Here is a 25,165-nt window from a genome sequence, read left to right on the forward strand (position 1 = left end):
CTTTTCAGCAGTGATTCCGCTAAACACCGCGCCAACTCGCGACATTCCATGCGATCGGCGCGGATTTCCCAGGGAAGTCCGGGTGCGGTCGTTTTGACATGTTACGGACGTAAATCTGAACGGGCGGTTCTCAAGAGCCGCATAACGAAGCCCACTTGCCGGATGGCAACTGGAATGCAAGGAGAACAGGCGTGGCACGTATCGCTGGCGTCAACATCCCGACTGCGAAGCGCGTTGTTATCGCGCTGACCTACATTCACGGGATCGGTCCGAAATTCGCACAGGAAATCGTCGCAAAGGTCGGTATCCCGGCCGAACGTCGTGTGCATCAGCTGACGGACGCAGAAGTCCTTCAGATCCGCGAAGCCATCGACCGTGACTATCAGGTCGAAGGCGATCTTCGTCGCGATACCGCGATGAACATCAAGCGCCTGATGGACCTCGGCTGCTACCGCGGCCTGCGTCATCGCCGCGGCCTTCCGGTCCGCGGTCAGCGCACGCATACCAATGCCCGCACCCGCAAGGGCCCGGCAAAGGCAATCGCTGGCAAGAAGAAGTAATTTCCGGGAAACCGGGGTGGGGAGGCTGGCGGTCTGCGCCGGCCTCTTTTGAGTTTGGAGCGGGACCATATAGGCGCCGTTCCGGTGTAGCCGCTGGCATTACGGCGGTGAAGAGATCAACGAAAGGAATACCATGGCTAAGGAAGCCGTCCGCGTTCGCCGTCGCGAGCGCAAGAACATCTCGTCGGGTGTCGCTCACGTCAACTCGACCTTCAACAACACGATGATCACCATCACCGATGCGCAGGGCAATGCGATCGCTTGGTCGTCGGCTGGCGCCAAGGGCTTCAAGGGCTCGCGCAAGTCGACCCCGTTCGCTGCCCAGATCGCTGCCGAAGACTGCGCCAAGAAGGCCCAGGAGCACGGCATGAAGTCGCTGGAAGTCGAAGTCTGCGGTCCGGGTTCGGGTCGTGAATCGGCTCTGCGCGCGCTTCAGGCTGCAGGTTTCATGATCACGTCCATCCGCGACGTGACCCCGATCCCGCACAATGGCTGCCGTCCGCGCAAGAAGCGCCGCGTCTGATCATCGCTCTCGTCACCGATGAGCGCCTGTGCGCTCCCGGTGGTTTTCAAGCTCGGTTGCCACGATTGGATGGTGGCAACGAACGGAAGGCAAACTCATGATTCAGAAGAACTGGCAGGAACTGATCAAGCCGAACAAGGTGGAGTTCTCCTCGAGCTCGCGCACCAGGGCGACGCTTGTTGCCGAACCGCTGGAGCGCGGCTTCGGCCTCACCCTCGGCAACGCGCTTCGCCGCGTTCTGCTCTCCTCGCTGCGCGGTGCTGCCGTCACGGCGGTGCAGATCGATGGCGTGCTGCATGAATTCTCCTCGATTCCGGGCGTCCGCGAAGACGTCACGGACATCGTGCTCAACATCAAGGAAATCGCCATCAAGATGGATGGCGATGATGCAAAACGCATGGTCGTGCGTAAGCAGGGCCCGGGTGTTGTCACGGCTGGCGACATTCAGACGGTCGGCGATATCGAAATCCTCAACCCCGAGCATGTCATCTGCACGCTCGACGAGGGCGCCGAGATCCGCATGGAGTTCACCGTCAATAACGGCAAGGGTTACGTTCCGGCCGAACGCAATCGTGCGGAAGATGCTCCGATCGGTCTCATCCCGGTCGACAGCCTCTATTCGCCGGTCAAGAAGGTGTCCTACAAGGTTGAAAATACCCGCGAAGGACAGGTTCTCGACTACGACAAGCTGAACATGACTATCGAAACCGATGGCTCGATCACCGGCGAAGACGCCGTCGCTTTTGCGGCGCGCATCCTCCAGGATCAGCTTGGCGTCTTCGTCAACTTCGACGAGCCGCAGAAGGAAACCGAAGAGGAAGCAGTCACCGAACTCGCTTTCAACCCGGCTCTCCTGAAGAAGGTGGACGAACTCGAACTGTCGGTCCGTTCGGCAAACTGCCTGAAGAACGACAACATCGTCTACATCGGCGACCTCATTCAGAAGACCGAAGCAGAAATGCTCCGCACGCCGAATTTTGGTCGCAAGTCGCTGAACGAAATCAAGGAAGTTCTCGCTTCCATGGGCCTGCACCTCGGCATGGAAGTGCCGGCATGGCCGCCCGAGAACATCGAAGATCTCGCCAAGCGTTACGAAGACCAGTACTGAGCGGCGTGAGGAAAAGTGTAAAGCGGTTTTCCGCTCGCACGCCGATCGCAAGAACATAACAAAAGGCAGGCTCTTTCGGCTGCCTTTCCCCGTCAAACAGCAGGCCGATCGCCTGCATGTGCCAGGAAACGGCAGGCCCACTTAGCGTAAGGGCACCTGCATTAAAGGAGAATAGCAATGCGCCATGGTAAAGCCGGCCGCAAGCTGAATAGAACTGCAAGCCACCGCAAGGCGATGTTCGCCAACATGGCGGCTTCGCTGATTACCCACGAGCAGATCGTCACGACCCTGCCGAAGGCCAAGGAAATCCGCCCGATCGTCGAGAAGCTCGTCACGCTCGGCAAGCGCGGCGACCTGCACGCTCGCCGTCAGGCGATCTCGCAGATCCGCGATGCTGCCGTCGTTTCGAAGCTGTTCGACACGATCGCAACGCGCTACGCCACCCGCAACGGCGGCTACCTGCGCATCATGAAGGCCGGCTTCCGCCAGGGCGACAATGCCGCCATGGCCGTGATCGAATTCGTTGACCGCGATGCCTATGCCAAGGGTGCTGCCGACAAGGCCCGCGTCGCTGCTGAAGAGCAGGCCGTCGCCGCTTAAATCGTCCGCTCCGGCGGAAACAAAACAGCCGGGCTCACAAAGCCCGGCTGTTTTTGTTTCTGATATGGTGACGGGACCGGCTCCATTGCGCAAAATCATTCAGGCTCGCTCCCCGCAGTTCCTTCGTCTCGCCGCCCTGTTTCTTGTCATCGTTCTCGGGCTGGCGCTCCGCAGGTTTGGCTATGCGGCCGATCTGCCTTTCATCGTCGTCATGTGGTGGCACTCTGGGGAGCGATGGTTTATCTGCTCGTGGCGCTCATTGCCGCAAGGTCACGGCCGACGCGTTTCGGCTGACCACGGCAGGCGCCCTGCTGCTTGGCCGGATCTTTTCGCTTTGGAACCTGCTGGCTTATGCAATCGGCATGGCCGCGGCCTGCGCCTTTGATCCGGCACGCCGGACTGCGGTAAGCCTGCCGTCTCACGAGGCCGACGCCACTGCGCGATTGCGGGTCCGCCCTTTGCCCTTCTGCTTGTTGCGTGCGATCGGCCGGTGGGAGCGATAGAGGATGAGCGCGATGATCAGCCCGACATAGATGTATTGCTCCAGGTCGAGGATCTTGGTCGAGAGCGCGAAGTGCAGCGCCCCGCAGGCGGCGATGATGTAGACGAGGCGATGCAGCCAGATCCAGTTCTTGCCGAGCCGGCGGATCGAGAAATTGTTGGATGTCAGCGCCAGCGGAATGAGCATCGCAAGTCCGGCCATGCCGAACATGATGAAGGGGCGCTTCAGCACGTCGTTGATGACGGCGGCAATATCCATCGCCTGGTCGAGCACCATGTAGACGGTGAAATGCATCAGCGCGTAATAGAAGGTCAGCAGGCCAAGCGCGCGGCGGTAACGCAGATAGTTCCAGCCGAAAAGGTCGCGGGCAGGGGAAACGGCAAGCGTTGCGATCAGGAAACGGATCGTCCAGATGCCGAGGAAGAGCTCGAAAGTCTTGACAGGGTCGGCGCCGAGCTGATCGGTCGCGCCGAGATAGAAAGTCCACGCCGCAGGCACGAGCCCGACGACATAAAGCAGCCAGACGGAGGCGGGCTGCCAGCGCTTCGGGAGGGCGAGCGACAGTTCCGCCATCAGAAATTCGCCTTCAGGTCCATGCCGGCATAAAGGCTTGCGACTTCGTCGGCATAGCCGTTGAAGGGCAGGGTGGGATGGCGGCTCGCGCCGAAGAAGCCGCTCTCGCCGATGCGCCGTTCGCTGGCCTGGCTCCAGCGCGGATGGTCGACCTCAGGGTTGACATTGGCGTAGAAGCCATACTCCTGCGGATTGGTGACCTGCCATGTATTCTTCGGCTGCTGGTCGGTGAGCGTGATCCTGACGATCGACTTGATGCCCTTGAAGCCGTATTTCCACGGCACGACCAGGCGGATCGGCGCGCCGTTCTGGTTCGGCAGGGTTTCGCCATAGAGCCCGACGGCCAGCAGCGTCAGCGGATGGCGTGCCTCATCCAGGCGCAGACCCTCGACATAGGGCCAGTCGAGTGACTGGAAGAAACCCTTCTGCCCAGGCATCTCGTCTGGTCGCACCACAGTTTCGAAGGCGACGTATTTGGCGCTACCGAGCGGCTCCACCTTGTCGAGCAGCGACGCCAGCGGAAAGCCGTCCCAGGGGATGACCATCGACCAGGCCTCGACGCAGCGCATCCGGTAGGTGCGCTCCTCGATCGGGAATTCCTTGATCAGCGCCTCGAGGTCGAAGGTGCCCGGCTTGTTGACCATGCCGTCCACCTTAACCGTCCAGGGCAGCGGCTTGAAATCGCCGGAAAGAGCGGCGGGATCGCCCTTGTCGAGGCCGAATTCATAGAAATTATTGTAGGTCGTGACGTCCTTGATCGGCGTCGCCTTCTCGTCGACCTTGTACTTGCTCTCAACGGCGGAGAGGGCCGCAGCACTCGCCTTGCCGGCGCTGTAGAGCCCCATGGCGCCAAGCGCTGCCGCGCCGAGGAATTCACGACGCCGCAGATAGATCTGGCGCGGCGTGATCTCTGATGAGGCGATCTTCGTTGGGCGATAGGTTGGCATGTCGAAATCTCCTGGGCGGATTTCTACAATATAGTCTTTAAACGACCCGCCCGCATGTTCGGATTAGTGTCTAAGCCTTGAATATTACAGACGTGAAGCCAATTTTTTGTGTTCGGTCGTGATGGAATAGGCTGTAACAAAACGTCGCGTCGAACCGTATATGATCGATGCGCCTCATGGCGCTTCTCCCCGGCGTACCGGATTTGGGCTTCCCGGTAGTGACAGCCCCCGTTGATTGGATTAGGACAATTCCAAAAAGCAGCGTTTGCCCGGCCTGCAGGCTCCATGCCGCCCGGCTTCGCCTGATAATTCCGACACGTTGAGGAAGACACTGATGCCAGTTTACCGTTCCAGAACCACGACCCATGGCCGTAACATGGCGGGCGCCCGCGGCCTTTGGCGCGCGACGGGCATGAAGGATTCGGATTTCGGCAAGCCGATCATCGCTGTGGTGAATTCCTTCACCCAGTTCGTGCCCGGCCATGTGCACCTGAAGGACCTTGGCCAGCTCGTTGCCCGCGAGATCGAGGCGGCCGGCGGTGTTGCCAAGGAGTTCAACACGATCGCCGTCGATGACGGTATCGCCATGGGCCATGACGGCATGCTTTATTCGCTGCCCTCGCGTGAGCTCATCGCCGACAGCGTCGAATACATGGTCAATGCCCATTGCGCCGATGCCATGGTCTGCATCTCCAACTGCGACAAGATCACTCCCGGCATGCTGATGGCGTCGCTACGCCTCAATATCCCGACCGTCTTCGTCTCGGGCGGTCCGATGGAAGCCGGCAAGGTCGTGATGCACGGCAAGACGCATGCACTCGACCTCGTCGATGCTATGGTGGCCGCTGCCGATGACAAGATCAGCGACGAGGACGTCCAGACCATAGAACGCTCGGCCTGTCCGACCTGTGGTTCCTGCTCCGGCATGTTCACTGCCAATTCGATGAATTGCCTGACAGAAGCCCTCGGCCTGTCGCTGCCCGGCAACGGCTCGACGCTTGCCACCCATCTCGACCGCAAGCGCCTCTTCGTCGAGGCCGGTCATCTTATTGTCGATCTCGCCCGCCGTTATTACGAGCAGGATGACGTCAAGGCGCTGCCGCGCACCATTGCTTCCAAGCAGGCCTTCGAGAATGCTATGACGCTCGATATCGCCATGGGCGGTTCCACCAATACGGTCCTGCACATTCTTGCCGCCGCCCATGAAGGCGAGATCGATTTCACCATGGCCGATATCGATGCACTGTCGCGCCGGGTGCCGTGCCTGTCGAAGGTCGCCCCCGCCAAGAGCGATGTTCACATGGAAGACGTCCACCGCGCCGGCGGCATCATGTCGATCCTCGGCGAACTCGACAAGGGCGGTCTCTTGAACCGCGATTGCCCAACTGTGCATGCCGAGACGCTGGGTGATGCGATCGACCGCTGGGATATCACCCGCACCAACAGCGAAACTGTCCGGAACTTCTATCGTGCCGCTCCCGGCGGCATCCCGACCCAAGTCGCCTTCAGCCAGGAATCCCGTTGGGACGATCTCGACACCGACCGCGAGAACGGCGTCATTCGCTCGGTCGAGCATCCCTTCTCCAAGGATGGTGGCCTTGCCGTGCTCAAGGGCAACCTTGCGATCGACGGCTGCATCGTCAAGACCGCCGGCGTCGATGAATCGATCCTGAAGTTCTCCGGCCCCGCCCGCGTTTTCGAAAGCCAGGATTCGTCGGTCAAGGCGATCCTTGCCAACGAGGTGAAGGCCGGCGACGTCGTCGTCATCCGCTACGAAGGTCCGAAGGGCGGCCCAGGCATGCAGGAAATGCTCTATCCGACGAGCTATCTGAAGTCGAAGGGTCTCGGCAAGGCCTGCGCGCTGATCACCGACGGCCGCTTCTCCGGCGGCACTTCCGGCCTCTCGATCGGCCACGCTTCGCCGGAGGCGGCAAATGGCGGCACGATCGGCCTGGTGCGCGAAGGTGACATGATCGATATCGACATCCCCAACCGCACGATCAGCCTGCGTGTCAGCGAGACCGAACTCGCCGCCCGCCGCGCCGAACAGGACGCCAAGGGCTGGTATCCCACAGAAGTACGCAAGCGCAACGTCACGACCGCGCTAAAGGCCTACGCCGCCTTCGCAACGAGTGCGGACCGCGGTGCCGTGCGCGATCTGAACGCCCGCTGACTCATCTGAACCGACGACCTACTGATTAGAAGTCAGGTGCTCTACCGACCGGTCGCTTTCAAAGCGGCCGGTTGATGTTTTTATAAGACTCGCCGAGTTGCTTCAGCCGCTCGTCATAGGCAGCCTTGATGCAAGTTGCATCTGCCCCGCATTCCTGCCGTTTCTTCAGCCAGGCCGTCTGTTCGTCCTGCAATGTTCCGCGCGAACCCATCGCCAGCAGGCCGGAGAGCAGCTCGAAAGTCGTCACCATCTTCACATCGGCGTCGTTGAGGGCGCGGTTGTCGCAGATCGCTTTTTCATCCGCCTTCAATTCTTTCGCATCGCAATCGAAGCTTGCTGCCTGTGCCAGGTTCGATCCAATGAGCAGGATCGCAAAGCCGAGGGCCGCTGTCGTCGTTCTTGTCGTGATCATTCATATGTTCCCATTGCTGCCGGTCAGGTTAGCTTCCGCAGTGCCAGAGCCAGGAAGATGATGCAGATGAGCCAGACGGCAAGGATGAAGATCAGTCCGACCCGGCCGGAGGGACGCTCGGTGCGCCTTGTCGCCTCCATACGAAGCTCGTTCATCACCTCTACTGGCACGAGCCGGATCGCCAGCATGATACCGAGCGGCACGATGAAGAGATCGTCGAGATAGCCGAGGATGGGGATGAAATCGGGGATGAGATCGATGGGCGACAGCGCGTAGGCGGCAACGGCGCCGGCCACCGCTTTGGCATGCAACGGTACGCGGGGATCGCGGGCGGCAAGCCATAGGGCCACGATGTCACGCTTCAGTGACTTCGCCCAATTTTTTGGCTTTTGATATCAGTTGCATGGCCAATCTTCCTGAATCAAATTCACAATGACTTCAACCGGTTTCCAAGACGCCCTCTCGCCTTGTTCTTCCATGCTTCCGCCCTCTTTCCTTTCTAGCGTCGGGCCGCAGAACAGGATGATTTTGGGCCGGTTCGGCCTAAAATCTGAGTCCTGTTCGCTATTAAATAGTTAGAGCATGATGCCGTCCGAAAACCGCTCACACTTTTCGGCATCATGCTCTAAAACGTTGCTCAAGAGGATTCAAAAGGGATACCCATGCAAGGCCTGTTCAAGCGCGCCTCCGTCTCGCTATTTGCTCTCATGCTCGTTCTGCCGCTTGCTGCCCATGCGCAGACGGCAAAGGCCATACCCGAGAGCCAGATGCAGATGCAGCTCTCCTTCGCGCCGCTCGTCAAACAGACGTCGGGCGCCGTCGTCAATGTCTATGCGGAAAAGACTATCCGGCGGCAGTCGCCCTTTGCCGGCGATCCTTTCTTCGAGCAGTTTTTCGGCCAGCAGATGCCGAACCGTTCGGAGAAGCAGTCTTCGCTCGGCTCCGGCGTCATCGTCGAGGCGAACGGCACTGTCGTCACCAACAATCACGTCATCGAGGGCGCCGATGACATCAAGATTGCCCTCTCGGACGGCCGCGAGTTCCCCTGCAAAGTGGTGCTGCGCGATGATCGCGTCGATCTTGCCGTGCTGAAGATCGACACCACGGCAAGCTTTCCGGCGCTGCCGATCGGCAATTCCGATTCAGTCGAGGTCGGCGATCTCGTGCTGGCGATCGGTAATCCCTTCGGTGTCGGCCAGACGGTGACGAGCGGCATCGTCTCAGCGCTTGCCCGCAACCAGGTGATCAGGAACGAATTCGGCTTCTTCATCCAGACCGATGCCTCGATCAATCCCGGCAATTCCGGCGGCGCCCTGATGAACATGAAGGGCGAACTGATCGGCATCAACACCGCGATCTTCTCGCGCGGCGGCGGCTCGAACGGCATCGGTTTCGCCATCCCTGCCAATCTGGTCAAGGTCTTCCTCGCGTCTGCCGATGCCGGCGTCAAATCCTTCGAGCGCCCCTATGTCGGCGCAAGCTTCGATGCGGTGACCTCGGAAGTGGCTGAGGCGCTGGGGCTGAACAAGGCCCGCGGCGCGCTCGTCGTCAAGGTTTCGGAAGGTGGGCCGGCGGCCAAGGCCGGGCTGAAGACCGGCGAGATCGTCACCGCCGTTGACGGGATTTCCGTCGAGCATCCCGACGCGCTGCTCTACCGGCTGACCACAGCCGGTCTCGGCAATTCGGTCAAGCTCACCGTCATCGAGAACGGCCGCGAGGAGCAACTGCCGTTGACGCTCGCCCGCGCCCCGGAAACCTCGCCGCGCGACCAGCGCACCATCGGCGGACACACGCCGTTTACCGGCGCCGTCGTCGAGAACCTGTCGCCGCGTGTCGCCGACGAGCTGCGCATGCCGCCGGAATCGTCGGGCGTCGTCGTATCCGAGGTAAAGGAGGATTCGCCTGCTGCCCGTCTCGGTTTCGAACCGAAGGATATCATCGTCTCGATCAACGGCACCGATGTGAAGTCGACCAGCGAACTGTCCGAGATCGCCGATAGCGACCCCGGCTTCTGGCGGGTCGAGATCGAGCGCGACGGCCAGCGCATCCGGCAATTTTTCCGATGAGCAACGATCTCTTCGCGCCGCGCGTTCCGGAGGAGGTCGCTGCCAGGCGGCCGCTTGCCGACCGGCTGCGGCCGAAGACGCTTGCCGATGTCACCGGTCAGGAACATCTGACCGGGGAGGATGGCGTGCTGAAAAGGATGATCGAAAGCGGCTCGCTTGGCTCGATGATCTTCTGGGGTCCGCCCGGCACCGGCAAGACGACGGTGGCACGGCTGCTCTCGGGCGAGGCGGGACTGGCCTTCGAGCAGATATCGGCGATCTTCTCCGGCGTCGCCGATCTGAAGAAGGTGTTCGAGACAGCCCGTTTGCGGCGTATGGACGGCCGTCAGACGCTGCTCTTCGTCGATGAGATCCACCGTTTCAACCGCGCCCAGCAGGACAGTTTCCTGCCGGTCATGGAGGATGGAACCGTCATCCTCGTCGGCGCCACCACCGAGAACCCTTCCTTCGAGCTCAACGCCGCTCTGCTGTCGCGTGCCCGTGTGCTCACCTTCAAGTCGCATGACGAGGAGAGCCTCGAGGAACTGTTGAAGCGTGCCGAGGCGATCGAGCAGAAGCCGCTGCCGCTGACGGAGGATGCCCGCGCCAGCCTGATCCGCATGGCCGATGGCGATGGCCGCGCGGTGCTGACGCTTGCCGAAGAAGTCTGGCGCGCAGCGCGCGAAGGCGAGAGCTTCGATACCGAAGGCCTGACGCGAATCGTCCAGCGCCGTGCCCCGGTCTACGACAAGGCGCAGGATGGCCACTACAATCTGATCTCGGCGCTGCATAAATCCGTGCGCGGCTCGGATCCCGATGCCGCGCTCTATTATCTCGCCCGCATGTTCGATGCCGGCGAGGATCCGCTCTATCTCGGCCGGCGGCTGGTGCGCATGGCGGTGGAGGATATCGGTCTTGCCGATCCGCAGGCGCTGGTGATCTGCAATGCCGCCAAGGATGCCTATGAGTATCTCGGCTCGCCGGAAGGCGAACTGGCGCTGGCCCAGGCCTGTGTCTATCTCGCCACCGCCCCGAAATCGAATGCTGTCTACACCGCCTTCAAGGCGGCAAGCCAGGCGGCAAAGCAGAACGGCTCGTTGCTGCCGCCGAAGCATATCCTCAATGCGCCGACCAAGCTGATGAAGGGCGAGGGTTACGGCGAGGGCTACCGCTATGACCACGACGAGCCGGATGCCTTTTCCGGCCAGGATTATTTCCCGGAGAAGATGGGCCGCCAGATCTTCTACGATCCGCCGGAGCGCGGCTTCGAGCGCGATATCCGCAAGCGGCTGGAATGGTGGGCAAAACTTCGCAAGGAGCGCAATCCGCGCTGAACCGGGCGAACCTCAGGAGGCGCGCGGCGTCTTCTGATTTGCCGGCGCGGCGATCACCTTGACGGAAGATTCTGCAAGCCCGTGATGACCTTCCATATCGACGATGACATGCCAGTGACCGCTTTCCGGAACGGCGATCTTGATCGGCGATTTGCGTGCCACGCCGCCGATATATTTGAAATCGAGAACCTCGGTGAACCGCTGGAAATTCGGGGCCGTCATCAGGCGGACATTGTTCACCGCATTCAACGACACCTCGATGATCGTTCCGGTGCGTTGTTCCCTAAGATCGTAATGGGTGAAGCGGAAATTCGGTTTCGGCATCGGTCTCGTGGCGTCTGAAGTCTCTGCGACAGTATTTTACCAGAACGCCGGTTAAAGAAAAGTTGGTCCATTTGAAGCGGGGCACGAAAATATAGGAACGGCATAAAGGCCGATGCGAGAAATTTCGAAGCGCGGTGTCGGAAAGACATGAGCGCCGCCGTCCTTGCGGTATCGATGCAAACACGGAGCAAGGACATGTCGAAGATGACGCTGATTTCGATGATCGCAACGGCCGCCGCATTCCTGGCAGCGCCCGGTATATCAGGCGCCGACAGCAGCATGCCTGTTGTCGAGGAGAAGAAGGCTGCAGCGCCGATTGTCAGGAAGGGAAGCCTACCGGTCAACGGCATCGACTATTATTACGAGATCCGCGGCGAGGGTGAGCCGCTGCTACTGCTTCACGGCGGCCTCGGGCAGATCGAGATGTTCGCGCCGGTCATGCCTATTTTCACCGACCACCGGCAGGTGATCGCCGTCGATCTGCAGGGCCATGGCCGCACCCCGCTCGGCAAGCGGCCGATCGAGCTTCCGGCCATTGGCGCCGATCTCGCAATCCTGGTGAAGCAGCTCGGTTACGACAAGCTCGACGTCTTCGGCTATTCCTTCGGCGGCGGGGTGGCGTTGAACATGGCGGCGAATGCGCCCGACCAGGTGCGCCGGCTGGTGATACTCTCAGCACCCTACGCGCAGAACGGCTTCTTCCCGGAGATGCTGCCGCAGCAGGCGGCCGTCGGCGCCGGTATGGCCGACATGATGAAGGACACACCGATGTTCCTCTCCTACAAGGCGGTGGCGCCTGACGTTTCGGAATTTCCGAAGCTGCTCGACGCCATGGGCGCGCTGATGCGCGAACCCATCGACTATAGCGATGCCGTCGCCAAACTCACCATGCCGGTTATGCTGATCTATGGCGATGCCGACATGATCCGGCCCGAGCATATGATCGACTTCTATCACAAGCTCGGCGGCGGTCTGCGCGATGCGGGCTGGATGCGGGAAAACATGTCGAAGAACCGGCTGGCGATCCTGCCCGATCTCACCCACTACGAGACCTTCGCCTCGCCCCTGATGGCGAATATGGCGATGACCTTCCTCGATGGCGGCGGCAAGGCGCCGAACTGGGCCGAGCAGGTTGGAAAGTAAGCAAAGACGGCCGGGTTTTCCCGGCCGCCCTTGCTCCGCAATCAGCCGCCGCGCTGGTTTTCCCGATCCAACTGAGTCACCAGCGCCAGGATCGTTTCCGAAACCGGCGTCGGCACGGCGCTCAGGCGTCCGAGCGCCACCACCATGCCGACCAGCGGCGTGATTTCGAGCGCCTTGCCGCCGATCAGATCCTGCAGCATCGAGGTCCGCACGCCGCCGATATGGCGCGATTGTTCCAGCCGCTGCTCGACGGTCATGCTGAACCGCGCACCCAAGGCCTCGCCGACGGCCCGGACCTCACTCATCACCTTGCCGACCGTAGCCGAAAGGGCGGGATCCGCCATGATGTCGGTCATCAGCGCCCTGGTCAGCGCGCTGATCGGGTTGAAGGCGGCATTGCCCATCAACTTGCTCCAGATCTCGCCGCGGATATCAGCTGTCGTCGTAATGCTGAGGCCGGCGCCGGTCAGCACCGCGGCGATCGCCTCGAGATCGGACGAGATGTCGCCGGAGGGCTCGCCGAGCACGAAGCGGCCGTTGTGGGAAAGCTGGATCTCGCCGGGGTTGATCACCTCGGCACCCTGATAAGCGACGCAGCCGATGACGCGCTCCGGCCCGATCAGCCGCCAGAGCCTGCCGCCGGGATCGAGCTCATCGAACTGCAGCTCGGCATGCCGGCTCTGGGTATCGCGGTGAAAATACCACCACGGAATGCCGTTGAGGATCATGACGACGCGGGTGCCCTCCTTCAGGAGACCTGCAATGCCTTCGGCAGCGGGTGCCAGCTGATGCCCCTTGAGGCCGGTGATGATGAGATCCTGCGGCGGCAATGTCCTGGGATCGTCAGTCGCGGTGAGGCGGACATTGAGCGGCCTTTCTGCATCGGCTTCGCGCAGGCTGATACCGTTGCCGCGAATGGCGTCGAGATGTGCCCCGCGCGCGACGACGGAGATGGTGGCGTCGTTTCCGGCCTGGCGTGCAAGTTTGGCGGCGATAGCGCCGCCGAGCGCCCCAGCGCCATAGATGCAGATGGACTTAATGGACATGCTCGCCTCTTCATGGTGGTGATCGAACCTAGATCTAGGTCATGAAAGGCGTAAGGCGAATGCTAATTTGCCGCAAGCAAGGCGAGCGGGCGCCAGGCGGCGAGCCTTTTCGACGCTCGCATGCTGCTCTTCGATTATCGCTGCCGAACGGCCGGTCCTCTTCTCGCTCGCCAACATGCTGGCGGACCAAGCTCTCTGATATCAGCGAGAAGCGTTGACAGGGAAGAAATCGGCGCCGTCAGCGCGATCCGTCAAGCTGACTGCCATCTGCACGCATGCCGGCGATCGTCTCAAGCGCTTCAAAATAAACCGCCAGGTCGCGGGCAGGATCCGCCGGGAGTGCGGCCGCACGAAACACCTTGCCTCCTGTCGCTTCGACCCCTCCGTCGACCATCAGGTTGTCGGCCATCCCGTGATTTTCGATCGCAATGCCATCCGGTCCGCGTGGGCGCCCGCTCGTCTCATCGATATCGAGCCCCGCATACCAGATCGAGCGAACACGCAGACCATAGTCGTCGGGGTGATTGGTATAGGCAAAGACCGCTTTTCCCAGTGCAATCATGAAGCCGATCTCGTAGACCGTACCCGGATCGGCGCTGACGCCTCGAAAAGGAGTGATGTTGGCAAGGCAGATCTCGGCACGACGCATGGCGTCGTCGTTGCGTGTATAGATCTCTGCGGCCGTCCGCTTCACCGGCGTCTGGTTTTCGTCGCTGCCGGGACCGGTCGGCTCGAAGCCGAACTGGCGCGCCAATCGGCGTTTCTCGGCCATGATGGGCATGGCATCCGGAAGAAAGACTTCCGGGCCGGCAAGATAAATGGTGGTCATCGGTATCCTTCACTCACAAGCAAGACGAGGCGCCGGGGGTAGGGGGCAGCCAGGCACGTCGTCCATTTCCGACGGAAGCGCGGCAAATGGCAAGCCATGCTGGCAGCCATTGTTCAATTTATTAAGAGCAGTCTGACGAATCCACGTGAACGGGCAGCTGCCTCAGGCAAAGCGGAGGGGCGTCCAGAGGATCCGTCCTATCTCCGTCATCGAGCAGCCGCCTGATATGGACGGCCCTCAAGGCGGCATCGATGCGATGATCGTGGAATGAAAAAGCTTGGGGTTAGCGCCTGTCACCCTTTTGACTCCGGTGGACGAACCGGCCAAAGATGCCGCCTTGGCCAGCATCGTCGGGAGAGGTTGATGAACGGTCGGATTTTGCCAGCGGGTATTCGAAGAGCCCCAAAGCGGCTCAAATGTCTGTTCCCCGCTTTGGCTGCGCTGATGCTGCTCGCCTCGGCGGCGGTCGGGCGGGACATTGGGCCGCAAAGCCCGGCCTCGCGCGAGCAGGTCGAAAAACTGGTCGGCCTCTGGAAAGATCACTTTGCCGGCGCCGATAGCCTGCAGCAGCGGCGAACGGCCTTCAGGACGCTGATGGAGACGACGCCGGGGCCGACGCGCATCCAGGTGCGGCAGGTCGATGCCGACGGCGTCGACGCCGAGCTGATGTGGCCTGCCCGCCTTCATCACCCGATCGGCCAAAGGGTGATCCTCTATATTCATGGCGGCGGCTTTTCCAGCGGCTCGATTCGCACACATAGCCTGCTTGCCGGCTCGCTCGCCAAAGCCGCCTCCAGCGACGTTTTTCTCATCGATTATCGGTTGATGCCCGAATATGGCTATCCCGCGCAGATCAACGACGCGCTGACCGCCTATCGCTGGCTTCTCGACAATGGCTATCGGAGCGAAAATGTCATCGTGGCCGGAGACGGCGCCGGCGGCAATATCGCGATCGAAACGGTGCTGCGGCAGATGCAGGCGGCGAAACCGCTGCCGGCGGCTGTAATTGCGCTCAGCCCCATCACCGATCTTGCCGCGACGGGCGAATCCATGACATCAAACGCCGGAAGCGATCCGCTGGTCGGCAAGGACTGGATCGAGACCTTGCGCAAGACCTATCTCCGCAGCCGGTCTCCGACCGATCCCCAGGCGTCACCGCTCTACGCCGACATGGCCGGCTTTCCGCCGCTGCTGCTGCAGGTCGGCTCCGGCGAAGTCCTGCTGGATGATACGCTACGGCTCGCCGACAAGGCGCGCCAGGCGGGGGTGGATGTCACCACCGAGGTCTGGCCGGGCATGCCCCATCAATGGCAGCTGTTTCCCTCTCTGCTCGACGATGCCGATCGGTCGAGCCAGAATATCGCCGAATTTGCGATCCGGCATTTTGCGGACAAACCGCAGGAGTAGGGGCGGCAGGACCAGGCGTCCCCTGGCACCTCCGTCATCGCATCATTGCGAGCGAGACGGTGACGGCGCCAGAGGCCGCTCGACTTCCCGGCCGACGCTGAGCGCCTTTCGCACATTCGGCTCCAGCCGCTCCATATAGGCGTGGTCGGGTGCAGCACCCAGCGCATCCAGCATTTTCGAGAAGAAACACCGGGCCGCTGCCGCAGCCGTGACGTCGAAGACATCGGCGTCGCTCAAGCCGTGCTTTTTTAGCCCGTCTATATCCTGCTGGGTCACCGACGTCGCATCGCGCGCCACCTTGGCGGCAAAAGCCATGATCGCGCGTTCGCCGGCATCGATCGGCGCCTTCTCCGTCTCGTTGACAACAGCCGTCAGCCCGTCGCTGGTGAAACCCTCGCGCAGCAGCACCGAGCCGTGCGCCAGCATGCAATAGGAGGATTTGAGCTCCTTGGCTGCCGCCAGCGTCACCAGTTCGTAGCGCCGCAAGCTCATATGACCGCGAATGCTCGAAAGCAGCGCCGCCCAGCTCTCCATCACCTCCGGCCGATGGCCGAAGGCCCGATACATGTTCGGCAGATAACCATAATTCGCCTCGGCCGACGCATACATCGACGTCGTCTTCTCGCTGGCGGATGCGTTGGGGGTGTGAATGAAAGCCATGGCATGATCCTCCTCTATTGTGAGAAGGATAGGGTAGATAAGCAGGACAGCAATCCTGAAACGTCAGGCAGCGTCATTGGTCGCGGAAGCGTTACCACTTCTCTTGATCGGAAGAGTTACGGTGAATGTCGATCCGCATCCTCTTGCGCTTCGAACCTCTATCGAGCCGTTGTGCAGTTCGATGATCTGCTTCACCAGATTGAGGCCGATACCGGTTCCGGCAATCCCGGTCGAAGTCCGGGCACGAAAATAGCGCTGGAACAGCCGGGGCACGTCTTCGGCATCGATCCCCACGCCATCATCGCTGATCGAAACTTTGACGTTTCCCGTCTCTGCCCATGCGGTGACGCGAATTTCGGAGGTTCCAGGCGCGTATTTGACGGCATTAGAAAGCAGGTTGGTAAAGACCTGTCCTAAAGTCCGGGGATCGGCATCGATGAACTCCGGCAGGCCGTCGATATCCAACACAAAGCTGTGCGATTTTGCGATCGTCGATTGCCGCTCGCAACAGGTTTTTATCAATGATTTCAATGCGCAGGCGTCGTAGTTGATATCGATCTTGCCGGTATCAAGGCGTCCGGCTGACAGGATGCTCTCCATGAGATCGACAATCCGGGTCACCGATGCGCGGATTTGATCGACCTTGTCACTGAGAAATTCGGGCTCGACCGCCCCCCTTTTTCGCAACAGCCGCTGGGCAGCAGCGTCGATGATGGCAAGCGGGGTCCTGAATTCATGGGATGCCATCGCCACGAACTGCCGTTGCAATTCGTTGATGTTCCGCTCCTGCGCGAGCATGCGCTCGAGTTCCCGCGCCTGCCGCTCGACTTCCGCCGTGCGGCTCTGCACAGTCGCTTCGAGCTGATCGTGATGCCGGCGCAGCTCTTCGGCAAGTCGCACGGTCTTTGTAACGTCCTCATGCGTGGCCACGTATCCACCCGTTTGCATCGGATTGTGGGTAATTTTGATAACGCGTCCATCGGCCAGGACGATGTTCTGGCTGGCCGGCGCGCCGCGTGCTGTCGCTTCGAAGACCACGTCAAAATAGGCGGCGGTATCGGCCGGGCCATTTCCCTCCCGGCTGCGATAGGCCAGGATATCCACAAGTGGCGTTCCCGGTTGCGTCAGCAGGTCCGGCAGATTGTACATCCGCGCGTAGGAGGCGTTGCACAATATCAGGTTCTTGGTCGAATCGAACATGCACAGCCCATGCGGCATGTTGCTGAGGGCTGCGTCGAACCGGCGATGTTGTTCGGTCAGGCTGTCTTCGACGCGAATGAGAGTCGAGATGTCTTCGTAACTGAGGATCCAGCCCCCATCCCGCGATGGGGCGCAGGTCAATGAGACCATCCCTCCATCGGAAAGGGCAAACTGAGACGTCGGCGCTCCAGCGGCCATCGACCGGCGGGATGCCACTGCACGGCAGTCTGCGGTGCCCGGCAATCCGTCGATATTCATGCCTTTGCGGATAGCGCCGTGCGGAAGACCGAGAATATCAAGCGTGCGCGAATTGAAAGCCGTCACCGTACCGGCAGGATCAAGCAGAACAATGCCCTGAGGCAGGCTCTCCAGAATGGATTCAAACGAGTGTGACATCATCCGGCCCTGCTTCAGATCTGGCGCGTTGCACGTATCCTTAGCATTCGTCAGAAACGATAAAGTTTCGCTAATGTCTATCGGTGGGAATTGCTCGACGGAAACTGGAGATCCTCCTGTCGTTTTGAGATGGGCGAACCAGCGTTCCAGCGATGTTCAAGCTTGCATCGAGAGGCGTGGGACGGCGCTCGACCCTCTTCCAACATGTCAACGAATTCGTGGAAAGCCGATATGTTTCGAGAGGGGATCGCGCGCTCGATTTTAGCCGAGTTTGGCGAGTTGCTCATCCAGAACGTCAAGGCTGTCCTCTCCGACCTCGTTGACGTCACTCGGCATGGGCTCACCGGTCTCCTGGTAAACAAGCCAGGCAACATACATGATTGCCGTCGTCAGCGCGTTCCAGCCGTCTTCGCTGGGCTTGCCAACCGCCTCTGAGAGCCGACGGAGCGTCCCGCGCTCATCGTCGCTGTAGATAAGATCGGAGAAGTATCGGCCCGTCAGGCGTCCACCATCACCCCAAGTCCGGATTGGCGACGGCTGCCAAGCGCCGTGCGGCGGCAGATCGATCAACTCGGCGCGCAGTTTCATGTCTCTGTGACTTCCACTGGGTTTGTCGCTGCATCTATTGCGCAGAATAGAAGTCCTTCCTGCTCTTCCTACAAGGTCTTGTCGCTTCGACGGAAATAATGGACGAGCCCGAATTTTTTACATTTTTGCAGCCAACGCATCTGTCAGTCGTGCGCCACGTACGATTTTCCAGTCAAAAAACATCGACACAGGCTTCTCAGCGAGGCAATCTTTAGATCGTTCCAATTTCTACGATGAGATTCCGGCGGATGGAAAACGCCAGAAGTGGGCAGGGAATAGCTAGTTCATAACAATCCGTACAAATTTCCCTTGACATATTTGGAACGTTCCAAATATTTAACGACCAGTCGACGTTGGCGTCGGGAGGGGAAATGACAAAGGCGCGGGTGACCGTCATCGACATCGCGAAGGCTGCCGGCGTCTCGAAATCGACGGTTTCGCTGGTGCTTCAGGGCTCCTCCCTGGTCAATGAGGGGACGCGTTCCAAGGTCAATGCGGTGATGCGCGAGCTGGGCTACGTTTACAATCGCGGCGCAGCCAATCTTCGGCAGGCCGGGGCCAAATCGAGGATCATCGGGGTCGTCGTGAACGACCTGACGAACAGCTTCTTTGCGGAGTTGGCAGTCGGCGTCGATACGGTCGTTCAGTCGGCCGGATTCGTGCAGTTCCTGTCGAACACCAGCGAGAGCATCGACAGGCAGCGCGAGGTTGTCGCATCGATGCGGGAACATGGCATCTCGGGGCTCATCGTGTCGCCGGCGCGCGCCACCGATGCCGCAGATTTCAAGCCACTCGTCGCCGCAGGGATTCCGGTGGTGGTCGTCGTCAGAAACCTGCCTGGCGCCAAAGTCTCGTCCGTGGTCTCCGACAACCAGGCTGGCATGATGTCTGCGGTCAATCACCTGGCTGAGCTCGGTCACAAGCGCATCGCTTTTCTCGGCGGCTTTCCCGACACCGCTGTCTTCGACGACCGCCTTGCCGGTTACCGAAGCGGCATGGAGGCAGCTGGGCTCGATTATCACCAAGAATTTGTCGTCTCGTCGGCGCCTTCGCGAGCCGGCGGGGTAGAGGCGATCGGAAAAGCAATCGTTCTTGCCGACAAACCCACGGCAGCCGTCTGCTTCAACGATGCCGTAGCCTTCGGTGTTTGCGACGGATTGCGTGCGCGCCGTCTGGAGCCCGGCTCCGACTTCGCGGTCGTGGGTTTCGACGACGTCATCGAGGCTCAGGCGGCGGTTCCCGCGCTCACGACGGTTTCGGTCGATCCGCAGGGCATTGGGCGCCGCGGCGCGCAGCTGCTTCTGAAGCAGATCAATGCGGGCAAGGCCGAGGCGGAGACGGTGACAACAGCGGTTCGGCTGGTTGTTCGCGAGAGCTGCGGGGCCCGCAAGAGCGTAAAATCGAAACAGGACTCTGAGTAATGCCCATGAAGAAGCATCTCACCCCGACCGAAGCAGCCGCGCTGATCCCGGATGGCGCTGTTGTAACGGTGTCTTCCTCAAGCGGTCTCGGTTGCCCGGACCTCATGCTGAAGGCGATTGGCGAGCGTTTCGATGCGACCGGCCATCCCCGTGATATCACGACCCTTCATCCGATCGCCGCCGGCGACATGAGCGGCATCAAGGGCGTCGACCATATCGCCAAGAAGGGGCTGCTCAAGCGCATCATCGGTGGTTCCTATCCGTCCGGTCCATCGTCGTCAGAGCCGCCGCTGATCTGGCAAATGATCACCAACAACGAAATCCCGGCCTACAACATTCCCTCGGGTATCCTCTTCGATATTCATCGCGAGGCCGCCGCGAAGCGGCCGGGTGTTCTGACCAAGATCGGCATCGATACGTTCATCGATCCCGAGCGGCAAGGTTGCGCGATGAACGGCCTGGCTTCGGAGCATCCGGTGGTCAAGCGCGTGCGCTTCGAGGGAGACGACTGGTTGTTCTTTCCCTCGATCGTCCCTGAGGTCGCCATCATCCGCGCCACCACCGCCGACGAACGTGGCAACCTGACATACGAGCATGAAGGCGCCTATCTCGGCGGCCTCGATCAGGCGCTTGCCGCACGCAACAATGGTGGCATCGTCATCGCCCAGGTCAAGCGGATCACTAAGGAAGGCTCGCTGAAGCCCCATGACGTCCGCGTGCCTGGAATGCTGGTCGATTATGTGGTCGTCGATCCGGAACAGAAGCAGACAACGCAGACGCAATACGATCCGGCAATTTCCGGGGAGATCTTCCGCCCGCTCGATAGTTTCAGCGTTCCGGAATTCAATGTTCAGAAAGTCATCGCGCGTCGTGTTGCGCAGGAACTGCAAGCGGGAAGCTGCGTCAATCTCGGCTTCGGCATATCGGCCAACGTGCCGCGAATTCTGCTGGAGGAAGGGCTTCACGGCGCAGTCACCTGGGTCATCGAGCAAGGCGCGGTCGGTGGGGTGCCGCTGCTCGACTTCGCCTTTGGCTGCGCGTCCAATGCGGACGCCTATATGCCGTCTCCCTATCAGTTCACCTATTTCCAGGGTGCAGGCTTCGATGCGTCGCTGCTGTCCTTCCTCGAGATCGGCAAAGACGGTTCGGTCAACGTCTCCAAGCTCTCCTTCCGGCCGCACGTGACGGCTGGCGCCGGAGGCTTCGTCGACATCACGGCGCGGGCAAAGAAGATCGTCTTCTCAGGCATGTTCAATGCCGGAGCGAAGCTTGCGATCGCCGATGGCGCCCTTCTCATTGAGAAGGAAGGCAAGCTGAAGAAGCTCGTGAACGAGGTCGAACATGTCACCTTCAGCGGCAGGCGCGCGATCGAGCAGGGGCAGGATATCACCTATGTCACCGAGCGGTGCGTGATGAAGCTGACGCCTGGTGGCATCGTCCTCACCGAGATTGCGCCCGGTGTCGATCTCCAGTCCCACATCCTCGATCAGTCGGAATTTCCGCTGATCATGGCGCCTGACCTGAAGGTCATGGACGCCGCGCTCTTTGGGGAGGCGAACATCGGCCTGTCCCTTCCAGAAAAGAGGGCGCGGACACTGGAGGGCAGCTTCCATGGCTAGCGGAACAATCAGAATTGACGTCGATGGACATGTTGCGACGCTGACGATTTCTCGTCCGGAGAAGCTGAACGCGCTCGATCTCGACATGCTCAAGGCGTTGGCGGACGCGGCCGACGAGGTGGAGGCGAACGCCAATGTGCGCGCCGCCATTCTCACTGGCGAAGGAAAGGGCTTTTCCGCCGGCGGCGATATCAAGGCCTGGGGCGGAATGTTGCCTCAGGAGTTCGGTCATCTCTGGGTTCGGCATGGCCATCGCATTTTCGAAAGACTGGCGACGCTCCGGATGCCGCTGGTCGCGGCTCTGAACGGCCATGCTCTCGGGGGAGGCCTTGAACTTGCAGGGGTTGCGGACATTCGCCTCGCCGAGGAACAGATCAAGATCGGCCTGCCCGAGACCGGCCTTGGCATGGTACCGGGTTGGTCCGGGACCCAGCGTCTTGTGCGCCGGTTCGGGGCGCAGGCCGTCCGACGCATGGCCTTGGGCGGCGAGATATTCACTGCCGAGGAGGCACGCCTGCTCGGGATCGTAGACGTGGTTGTTCCCACAGGAAACGCGCTCGCGGCCGCCCGGGAATATGCGCAGCGGATCGCCCCAAGGGGGCCGGCTGCGACCGAGATCGCGAAGTTGATGATCGCATCGGCGAACGGCGAAGACAATGGAACCGCGGTCGAAGCCCTGGGCTCGATCCTCGCTGCGAAAACCGGCGATCTGAAGGAGGGCGTCGCATCATTCAGCGAGAAGCGCCCGGCAACGTTCAAGGGAGAATGGTAATGACGGTTCTCGTCAACCCCACCGCGCTCAGCGACCACAAAGTGCGTGATTTCAAGATGCTCATCGACGGCAAATGGGAGGCAGGGAGCTCCGATCCGATCGAGCGGGTCGCGCCAAGCCATGGTGTCGTGATCAGCCGGTTTCCGACCGGCAGCAAGAGGGACGCCGAGCGTGCGATTTCCGCGGCACGCAAGGCGTTCGACCTCGGGCCGTGGCCCCGAATGACCGCTGCCGAACGTTCCGCGATCCTGCTCAAGGCGGCCGATCTGATCGCAGCGCGCGCAGAGGAGCTGGCATTTCTCGATGCCGTCGAGGCAGGAAAGCCGATTACACAGGTGCGGGGAGAAATTGCAGGCTCCGTTGACATATGGCGCTATGCGGCGGCTCTTGCCCGCGACCTCCATGGTGAAAGCTACAACACGCTCGGCGACGGCACGCTCGGTGTCGTCTTGCGCGAAGCGATCGGCGTGGTGTCGATCATCACGCCTTGGAACTTTCCGTTCCTGATCGTCGGCCAGAAGCTGCCATTCGCCCTGGCCGCTGGCTGCACGACCATCGTCAAGCCCTCCGAACTGACCTCAGGATCGACGCTGGTGCTGGGAGAGATCCTGCAGGAAGCAGGCGTTCCGGATGGCGTCGTCAACATTGTCACCGGCACGGGACCAGAGGTCGGCGCGGTCATGACGTCCCATCCCGGCGTCGACATGGTGTCCTTCACCGGCTCGACCGGCGTCGGAAAGCTGACGATGTCGAATGCCGCACAGACGCTGAAGAAGGTCTCGCTGGAACTGGGTGGGAAGAACCCGCAGATCGTGTTCCCGGATGCCGATCTCGATGCCTTCATCGATGCCGCGGTCTTCGGCGCATACTTCAATGCCGGCGAGTGCTGCAACGCCGGCTCGCGGTTGATCCTTCACAAATCAATCGCTTCCGATATCGTCAAGCGGATCGCCGAGCTGTCGAAGGCGGTGAAGGTCGGCGACCCGCTCGATCCCTCGACGCAGGTCGGCGCCATCATCACGCCTGAGCATCTGGAGAAGATATCGGGATACGTAACCGGCGCGAGGAGCAGCGGTGCCCGGGTCTCACATGGCGGCGAGACGCTCGATCTCGGCATGGGGCAGTTCATGTCGCCGACGATCCTCGAAGAGGTCACCCCCGATATGGCCGTGGCGCGCGAGGAAGTCTTTGGTCCGGTGCTTTCGGTGCTGACATTCGAGACATCAGCCGAAGCGATCAGGATTGCGAATTCCATCGACTACGGCCTGTCAGCCGGTGTCTGGAGCCGCGATTTCGACACGTGCCTGACGATCGGCCGGTCGGTGCGGGCGGGCACGGTCTGGATGAACACCTTCATGGACGGCGCCTCGGAACTTCCCTTCGGCGGTTACAAGCAAAGCGGCCTCGGCCGTGAGCTCGGCCGCCATGCGGTCGAAGATTACACCGAGACCAAGACACTCAACATGCATATCGGCAAACGCACCAGCTGGTGGATGCCGCAGACGGAAAAGCCGGCTTAGCCGGCGCCCGAACTACGCTCGAGGAGGGCGGGTGATTGGTGCGGGAATGGGTCCCGCATCTTCCAAATATAAGACTGGGAGGTCTTTCGATGAACAGGTTTTTGACCACGACTGCAATGATCGCATTGGCTCTGGGCGGCGCCAGCGTCTCCGCCCAAGCCGCTGACGTGAAAGAAGTGCAGATGCTGCACTGGTGGACGTCTGGTGGTGAGGCTGCGGCGCTGAACGTCTTGAAGGAGGATCTTTCGAAGGAAGGGTTTGCCTGGAAGGACGTTCCGGTTGCCGGTGGTGGCGGCGATGCGGCGATGACGGCGCTGAAGGCGATGGTTGCGGCCGGCACCTATCCGACGGCCTCGCAGATGCTGGGTTATACCGTGCTCGATTATGCCGAGGCCGGCGTCATGGGCGACCTGACGGAGACGGCGAAGAAGGAAGGCTGGGACAAGTCGGTTCCGGCAGCACTGCAGAAGTTCTCGGTCTATGACGGCAAATGGGTTGCCGCTCCCGTCAACGTCCACTCGGTCAACTGGCTGTGGATCAACAAGGCTGTGATGGACAAGATCGGCGGCACTCAGCCGAAGACCTTCGACGAGCTGATCGCCCTGCTCGACAAGGCCAAGGCTGCCGGCGTCATCCCGCTGGCGCTTGGNCTTCGACAATCTGGCGACGATCATCAAATATGTCGACCCGAACTTCTCGGGCCGTGACTGGAATCTGGCAACCGCCATGGTCATCAAGGGTGACGCGCTGGTGCAGGTGATGGGCGACTGGGCCAAGGGCGAATTCGTCGCCGCCAAGAAGACGCCGGACACCGACTTCCTGTGCTACCGCTTCCCCGGCACCGACGGCAGCGTGGTCTACAACTCCGACATGTTCGGCATGTTCAACGTTCCCGATGACCGCAAGGCGGCCCAGGTGGCGCTGGCGACGGCAACGCTGTCGAAGAGCTTCCAGTCGGCCTTCAACGTCGTCAAGGGTTCGGTGCCGGCTCGCACCGACGTTCCCGACACCGACTTCGACGCCTGCGGCAAGAAGGGCATCGCCGACCTGAAGGCAGCGAACGAAGGCGGCACGCTGTTCGGCTCGCTGGCGCAAGGCTATGGCGCTCCTCCGGCGATCGCCAATGCCTACAAGGATGTCGTCTCGAAGTTCGTCCACGGCCAGATCAAGACCTCCGACGAAGCCGTCAAGCAGCTCGTCCAGGCGATCGACGACGCCCGCTGAGACTACTGTCGACTAAATGCTTCCCCGCGTGCTCCGCGGGGAAGCTTCAGGCTCCGCGCCGATCATACGGGATGATCATGCGGGGCCATCATGCCCGGACGATCATGCAGGCAGGAGATGACATTCCATGAGCACCGTTGCGACCACCGACCCGGTTCTGACGCCGAGGCAATCGACGGGGATCTCGTTGAGGGGCCGGCTGCAGGATGCGCTGCCGAAGATCGTCTTGGCGCCGAGCT

At 61.0% G+C, this 25,165-nt stretch carries 22 protein-coding genes and 4 pseudogenes; 16 read left to right on the plus strand and 10 right to left on the minus strand.

Features of this window, described 5'->3' with window-relative positions:
* Window positions 1-191: 191 nt before the first annotated feature.
* The 5 genes and pseudogenes from rpsM to BS630_RS37820 all read left to right on the plus strand — a co-directional run.
* Complete coding sequence (gene rpsM / locus BS630_RS04590; protein ID WP_011651425.1) at window positions 192-560, plus strand: 30S ribosomal protein S13; 369 nt, start codon at window positions 192-194, stop codon at window positions 558-560.
* A 133-nt stretch (window positions 561-693) separates the two neighbouring features.
* Window positions 694-1,083 carry a 30S ribosomal protein S11 gene (gene rpsK, locus BS630_RS04595; protein ID WP_003547577.1) on the plus strand — a complete coding sequence of 130 codons (390 nt, stop codon included), beginning with the start codon at window positions 694-696 and terminating at the stop codon, window positions 1,081-1,083.
* A 97-nt stretch (window positions 1,084-1,180) separates the two neighbouring features.
* Complete coding sequence (locus tag BS630_RS04600; protein WP_003547579.1) at window positions 1,181-2,191, plus strand: DNA-directed RNA polymerase subunit alpha; 1,011 nt, start codon at window positions 1,181-1,183, stop codon at window positions 2,189-2,191.
* 177 nt (window positions 2,192-2,368) lie between these two features.
* A complete protein-coding gene (rplQ, locus tag BS630_RS04605) occupies window positions 2,369-2,791 on the plus strand; it encodes a 50S ribosomal protein L17 (protein WP_003558556.1) in 423 nt (140 codons plus the stop codon).
* A gap of 85 nt (window positions 2,792-2,876) precedes the next feature.
* Window positions 2,877-3,198, plus strand: a pseudogene (locus BS630_RS37820) (DUF2809 domain-containing protein); the annotation flags it as partial.
* An 11-nt stretch (window positions 3,199-3,209) separates the two neighbouring features.
* On the opposite strand, the gene msrQ reads toward BS630_RS37820, so the two are convergent.
* Window positions 3,210-3,866 carry a protein-methionine-sulfoxide reductase heme-binding subunit MsrQ gene (msrQ, locus tag BS630_RS04615; RefSeq protein ID WP_077976459.1) on the minus strand — a complete coding sequence of 219 codons (657 nt, stop codon included), beginning with the start codon at window positions 3,864-3,866 and terminating at the stop codon, window positions 3,210-3,212.
* On the minus strand, window positions 3,866-4,813 hold the full coding sequence (gene msrP / locus BS630_RS04620) for a protein-methionine-sulfoxide reductase catalytic subunit MsrP (protein WP_077976460.1): 948 nt from the start codon (window positions 4,811-4,813) through the stop codon (window positions 3,866-3,868). The genes msrQ and msrP overlap by 1 nt, the downstream gene beginning before the upstream one ends.
* Before the next feature lie 334 nt (window positions 4,814-5,147).
* Between msrP and ilvD the strand changes: the two genes are divergently transcribed.
* A complete protein-coding gene (gene ilvD, locus BS630_RS04625) occupies window positions 5,148-6,986 on the plus strand; it encodes a dihydroxy-acid dehydratase (protein ID WP_077976461.1) in 1,839 nt (612 codons plus the stop codon).
* A gap of 58 nt (window positions 6,987-7,044) precedes the next feature.
* On the opposite strand, the gene BS630_RS04630 is transcribed toward ilvD, so the two are convergent.
* The gene (locus BS630_RS04630; RefSeq protein ID WP_011651430.1) at window positions 7,045-7,398 is read right to left on the minus strand and encodes a lysozyme inhibitor LprI family protein; all 354 of its coding nucleotides are present in this window, start codon (window positions 7,396-7,398) and stop codon (window positions 7,045-7,047) included.
* Between the two features lie 23 nt (window positions 7,399-7,421).
* A pseudogene (locus BS630_RS04635) lies at window positions 7,422-7,803 on the minus strand (YkvA family protein).
* Between the two features lie 257 nt (window positions 7,804-8,060).
* Between BS630_RS04635 and BS630_RS04645 the strand changes: the two are divergent.
* Both BS630_RS04645 and BS630_RS04650 read left to right on the plus strand, forming a co-directional pair.
* Window positions 8,061-9,464: a DegQ family serine endoprotease gene (locus BS630_RS04645; RefSeq protein WP_077976462.1), complete on the plus strand. Its 1,404-nt coding sequence runs from the start codon at window positions 8,061-8,063 to the stop codon at window positions 9,462-9,464.
* The gene (locus BS630_RS04650; protein WP_065279621.1) at window positions 9,461-10,777 is read left to right on the plus strand and encodes a replication-associated recombination protein A; all 1,317 of its coding nucleotides are present in this window, start codon (window positions 9,461-9,463) and stop codon (window positions 10,775-10,777) included. The genes BS630_RS04645 and BS630_RS04650 overlap by 4 nt, the downstream gene beginning before the upstream one ends.
* Window positions 10,778-10,789: 12 nt before the next feature.
* Here BS630_RS04650 and BS630_RS04655 read toward each other — a convergent pair whose 3' ends face one another.
* Window positions 10,790-11,101: a DUF1883 domain-containing protein gene (locus BS630_RS04655; protein WP_017960044.1), complete on the minus strand. Its 312-nt coding sequence runs from the start codon at window positions 11,099-11,101 to the stop codon at window positions 10,790-10,792.
* Window positions 11,102-11,248: 147 nt separating this feature from the next.
* On the opposite strand from BS630_RS04655, the gene BS630_RS04660 reads away from it, so the two are divergent.
* A complete protein-coding gene (locus tag BS630_RS04660) occupies window positions 11,249-12,244 on the plus strand; it encodes an alpha/beta fold hydrolase (protein ID WP_183594647.1) in 996 nt (331 codons plus the stop codon).
* A gap of 41 nt (window positions 12,245-12,285) precedes the next feature.
* Here BS630_RS04660 and BS630_RS04665 read toward each other — a convergent pair whose 3' ends face one another.
* Window positions 12,286-13,290 (minus strand): ketopantoate reductase family protein, encoded by a 1,005-nt coding sequence (locus tag BS630_RS04665; RefSeq protein ID WP_077976463.1) that lies wholly within the window; start codon window positions 13,288-13,290, stop codon window positions 12,286-12,288.
* 238 nt (window positions 13,291-13,528) lie between these two features.
* Entirely contained in the window at window positions 13,529-14,119 is a 591-nt protein-coding gene (locus tag BS630_RS04670; protein WP_077976464.1) for a nucleoside 2-deoxyribosyltransferase, read from the minus strand.
* A gap of 432 nt (window positions 14,120-14,551) precedes the next feature.
* On the opposite strand from BS630_RS04670, the gene BS630_RS04675 reads away from it, so the two are divergent.
* On the plus strand, window positions 14,552-15,526 hold the full coding sequence (locus tag BS630_RS04675; protein ID WP_025394156.1) for an alpha/beta hydrolase: 975 nt from the start codon (window positions 14,552-14,554) through the stop codon (window positions 15,524-15,526).
* A gap of 42 nt (window positions 15,527-15,568) precedes the next feature.
* Here BS630_RS04675 and BS630_RS04680 read toward each other — a convergent pair whose 3' ends face one another.
* From BS630_RS04680 to BS630_RS04690, 3 genes are all read right to left on the minus strand, one after another.
* Window positions 15,569-16,186 (minus strand): carboxymuconolactone decarboxylase family protein, encoded by a 618-nt coding sequence (locus BS630_RS04680; protein WP_025394157.1) that lies wholly within the window; start codon window positions 16,184-16,186, stop codon window positions 15,569-15,571.
* A 63-nt stretch (window positions 16,187-16,249) separates the two neighbouring features.
* Window positions 16,250-17,785, minus strand: coding sequence for a sensor histidine kinase (locus BS630_RS04685; protein ID WP_077976466.1), 1,536 nt, complete (start codon window positions 17,783-17,785; stop codon window positions 16,250-16,252).
* A 258-nt stretch (window positions 17,786-18,043) separates the two neighbouring features.
* The gene (locus BS630_RS04690) at window positions 18,044-18,370 is read right to left on the minus strand and encodes an Imm6 family immunity protein (protein ID WP_077976467.1); all 327 of its coding nucleotides are present in this window, start codon (window positions 18,368-18,370) and stop codon (window positions 18,044-18,046) included.
* 371 nt (window positions 18,371-18,741) lie between these two features.
* On the opposite strand from BS630_RS04690, the gene BS630_RS04695 reads away from it, so the two are divergent.
* The 6 genes and pseudogenes from BS630_RS04695 to BS630_RS37825 all read left to right on the plus strand — a co-directional run.
* The gene (locus tag BS630_RS04695) at window positions 18,742-19,791 is read left to right on the plus strand and encodes a LacI family DNA-binding transcriptional regulator (protein ID WP_077976468.1); all 1,050 of its coding nucleotides are present in this window, start codon (window positions 18,742-18,744) and stop codon (window positions 19,789-19,791) included.
* A 5-nt stretch (window positions 19,792-19,796) separates the two neighbouring features.
* Window positions 19,797-21,410, plus strand: a complete 1,614-nt coding sequence (locus BS630_RS04700) for an acyl CoA:acetate/3-ketoacid CoA transferase (RefSeq protein WP_077976472.1) — start codon at window positions 19,797-19,799, stop codon at window positions 21,408-21,410.
* Entirely contained in the window at window positions 21,403-22,182 is a 780-nt protein-coding gene (locus tag BS630_RS04705; protein ID WP_077976469.1) for an enoyl-CoA hydratase/isomerase family protein, read from the plus strand. The genes BS630_RS04700 and BS630_RS04705 overlap by 8 nt, the downstream gene beginning before the upstream one ends.
* Window positions 22,182-23,702 (plus strand): aldehyde dehydrogenase family protein, encoded by a 1,521-nt coding sequence (locus BS630_RS04710; protein ID WP_077976470.1) that lies wholly within the window; start codon window positions 22,182-22,184, stop codon window positions 23,700-23,702. Before BS630_RS04705 ends, BS630_RS04710 begins: the two co-directional genes overlap by 1 nt.
* 89 nt (window positions 23,703-23,791) lie before the next feature.
* Window positions 23,792-24,926 (plus strand): annotated as a pseudogene (locus BS630_RS04715) (ABC transporter substrate-binding protein).
* Window positions 24,927-25,053: 127 nt separating this feature from the next.
* A pseudogene (locus BS630_RS37825) lies at window positions 25,054-25,165 on the plus strand (sugar ABC transporter permease); the annotation flags it as partial.

It is taken from the genome of Rhizobium laguerreae, from assembly GCF_002008165.1.
In the GTDB taxonomy this organism is placed as follows: Bacteria; Pseudomonadota; Alphaproteobacteria; order Rhizobiales; family Rhizobiaceae; genus Rhizobium; species Rhizobium laguerreae.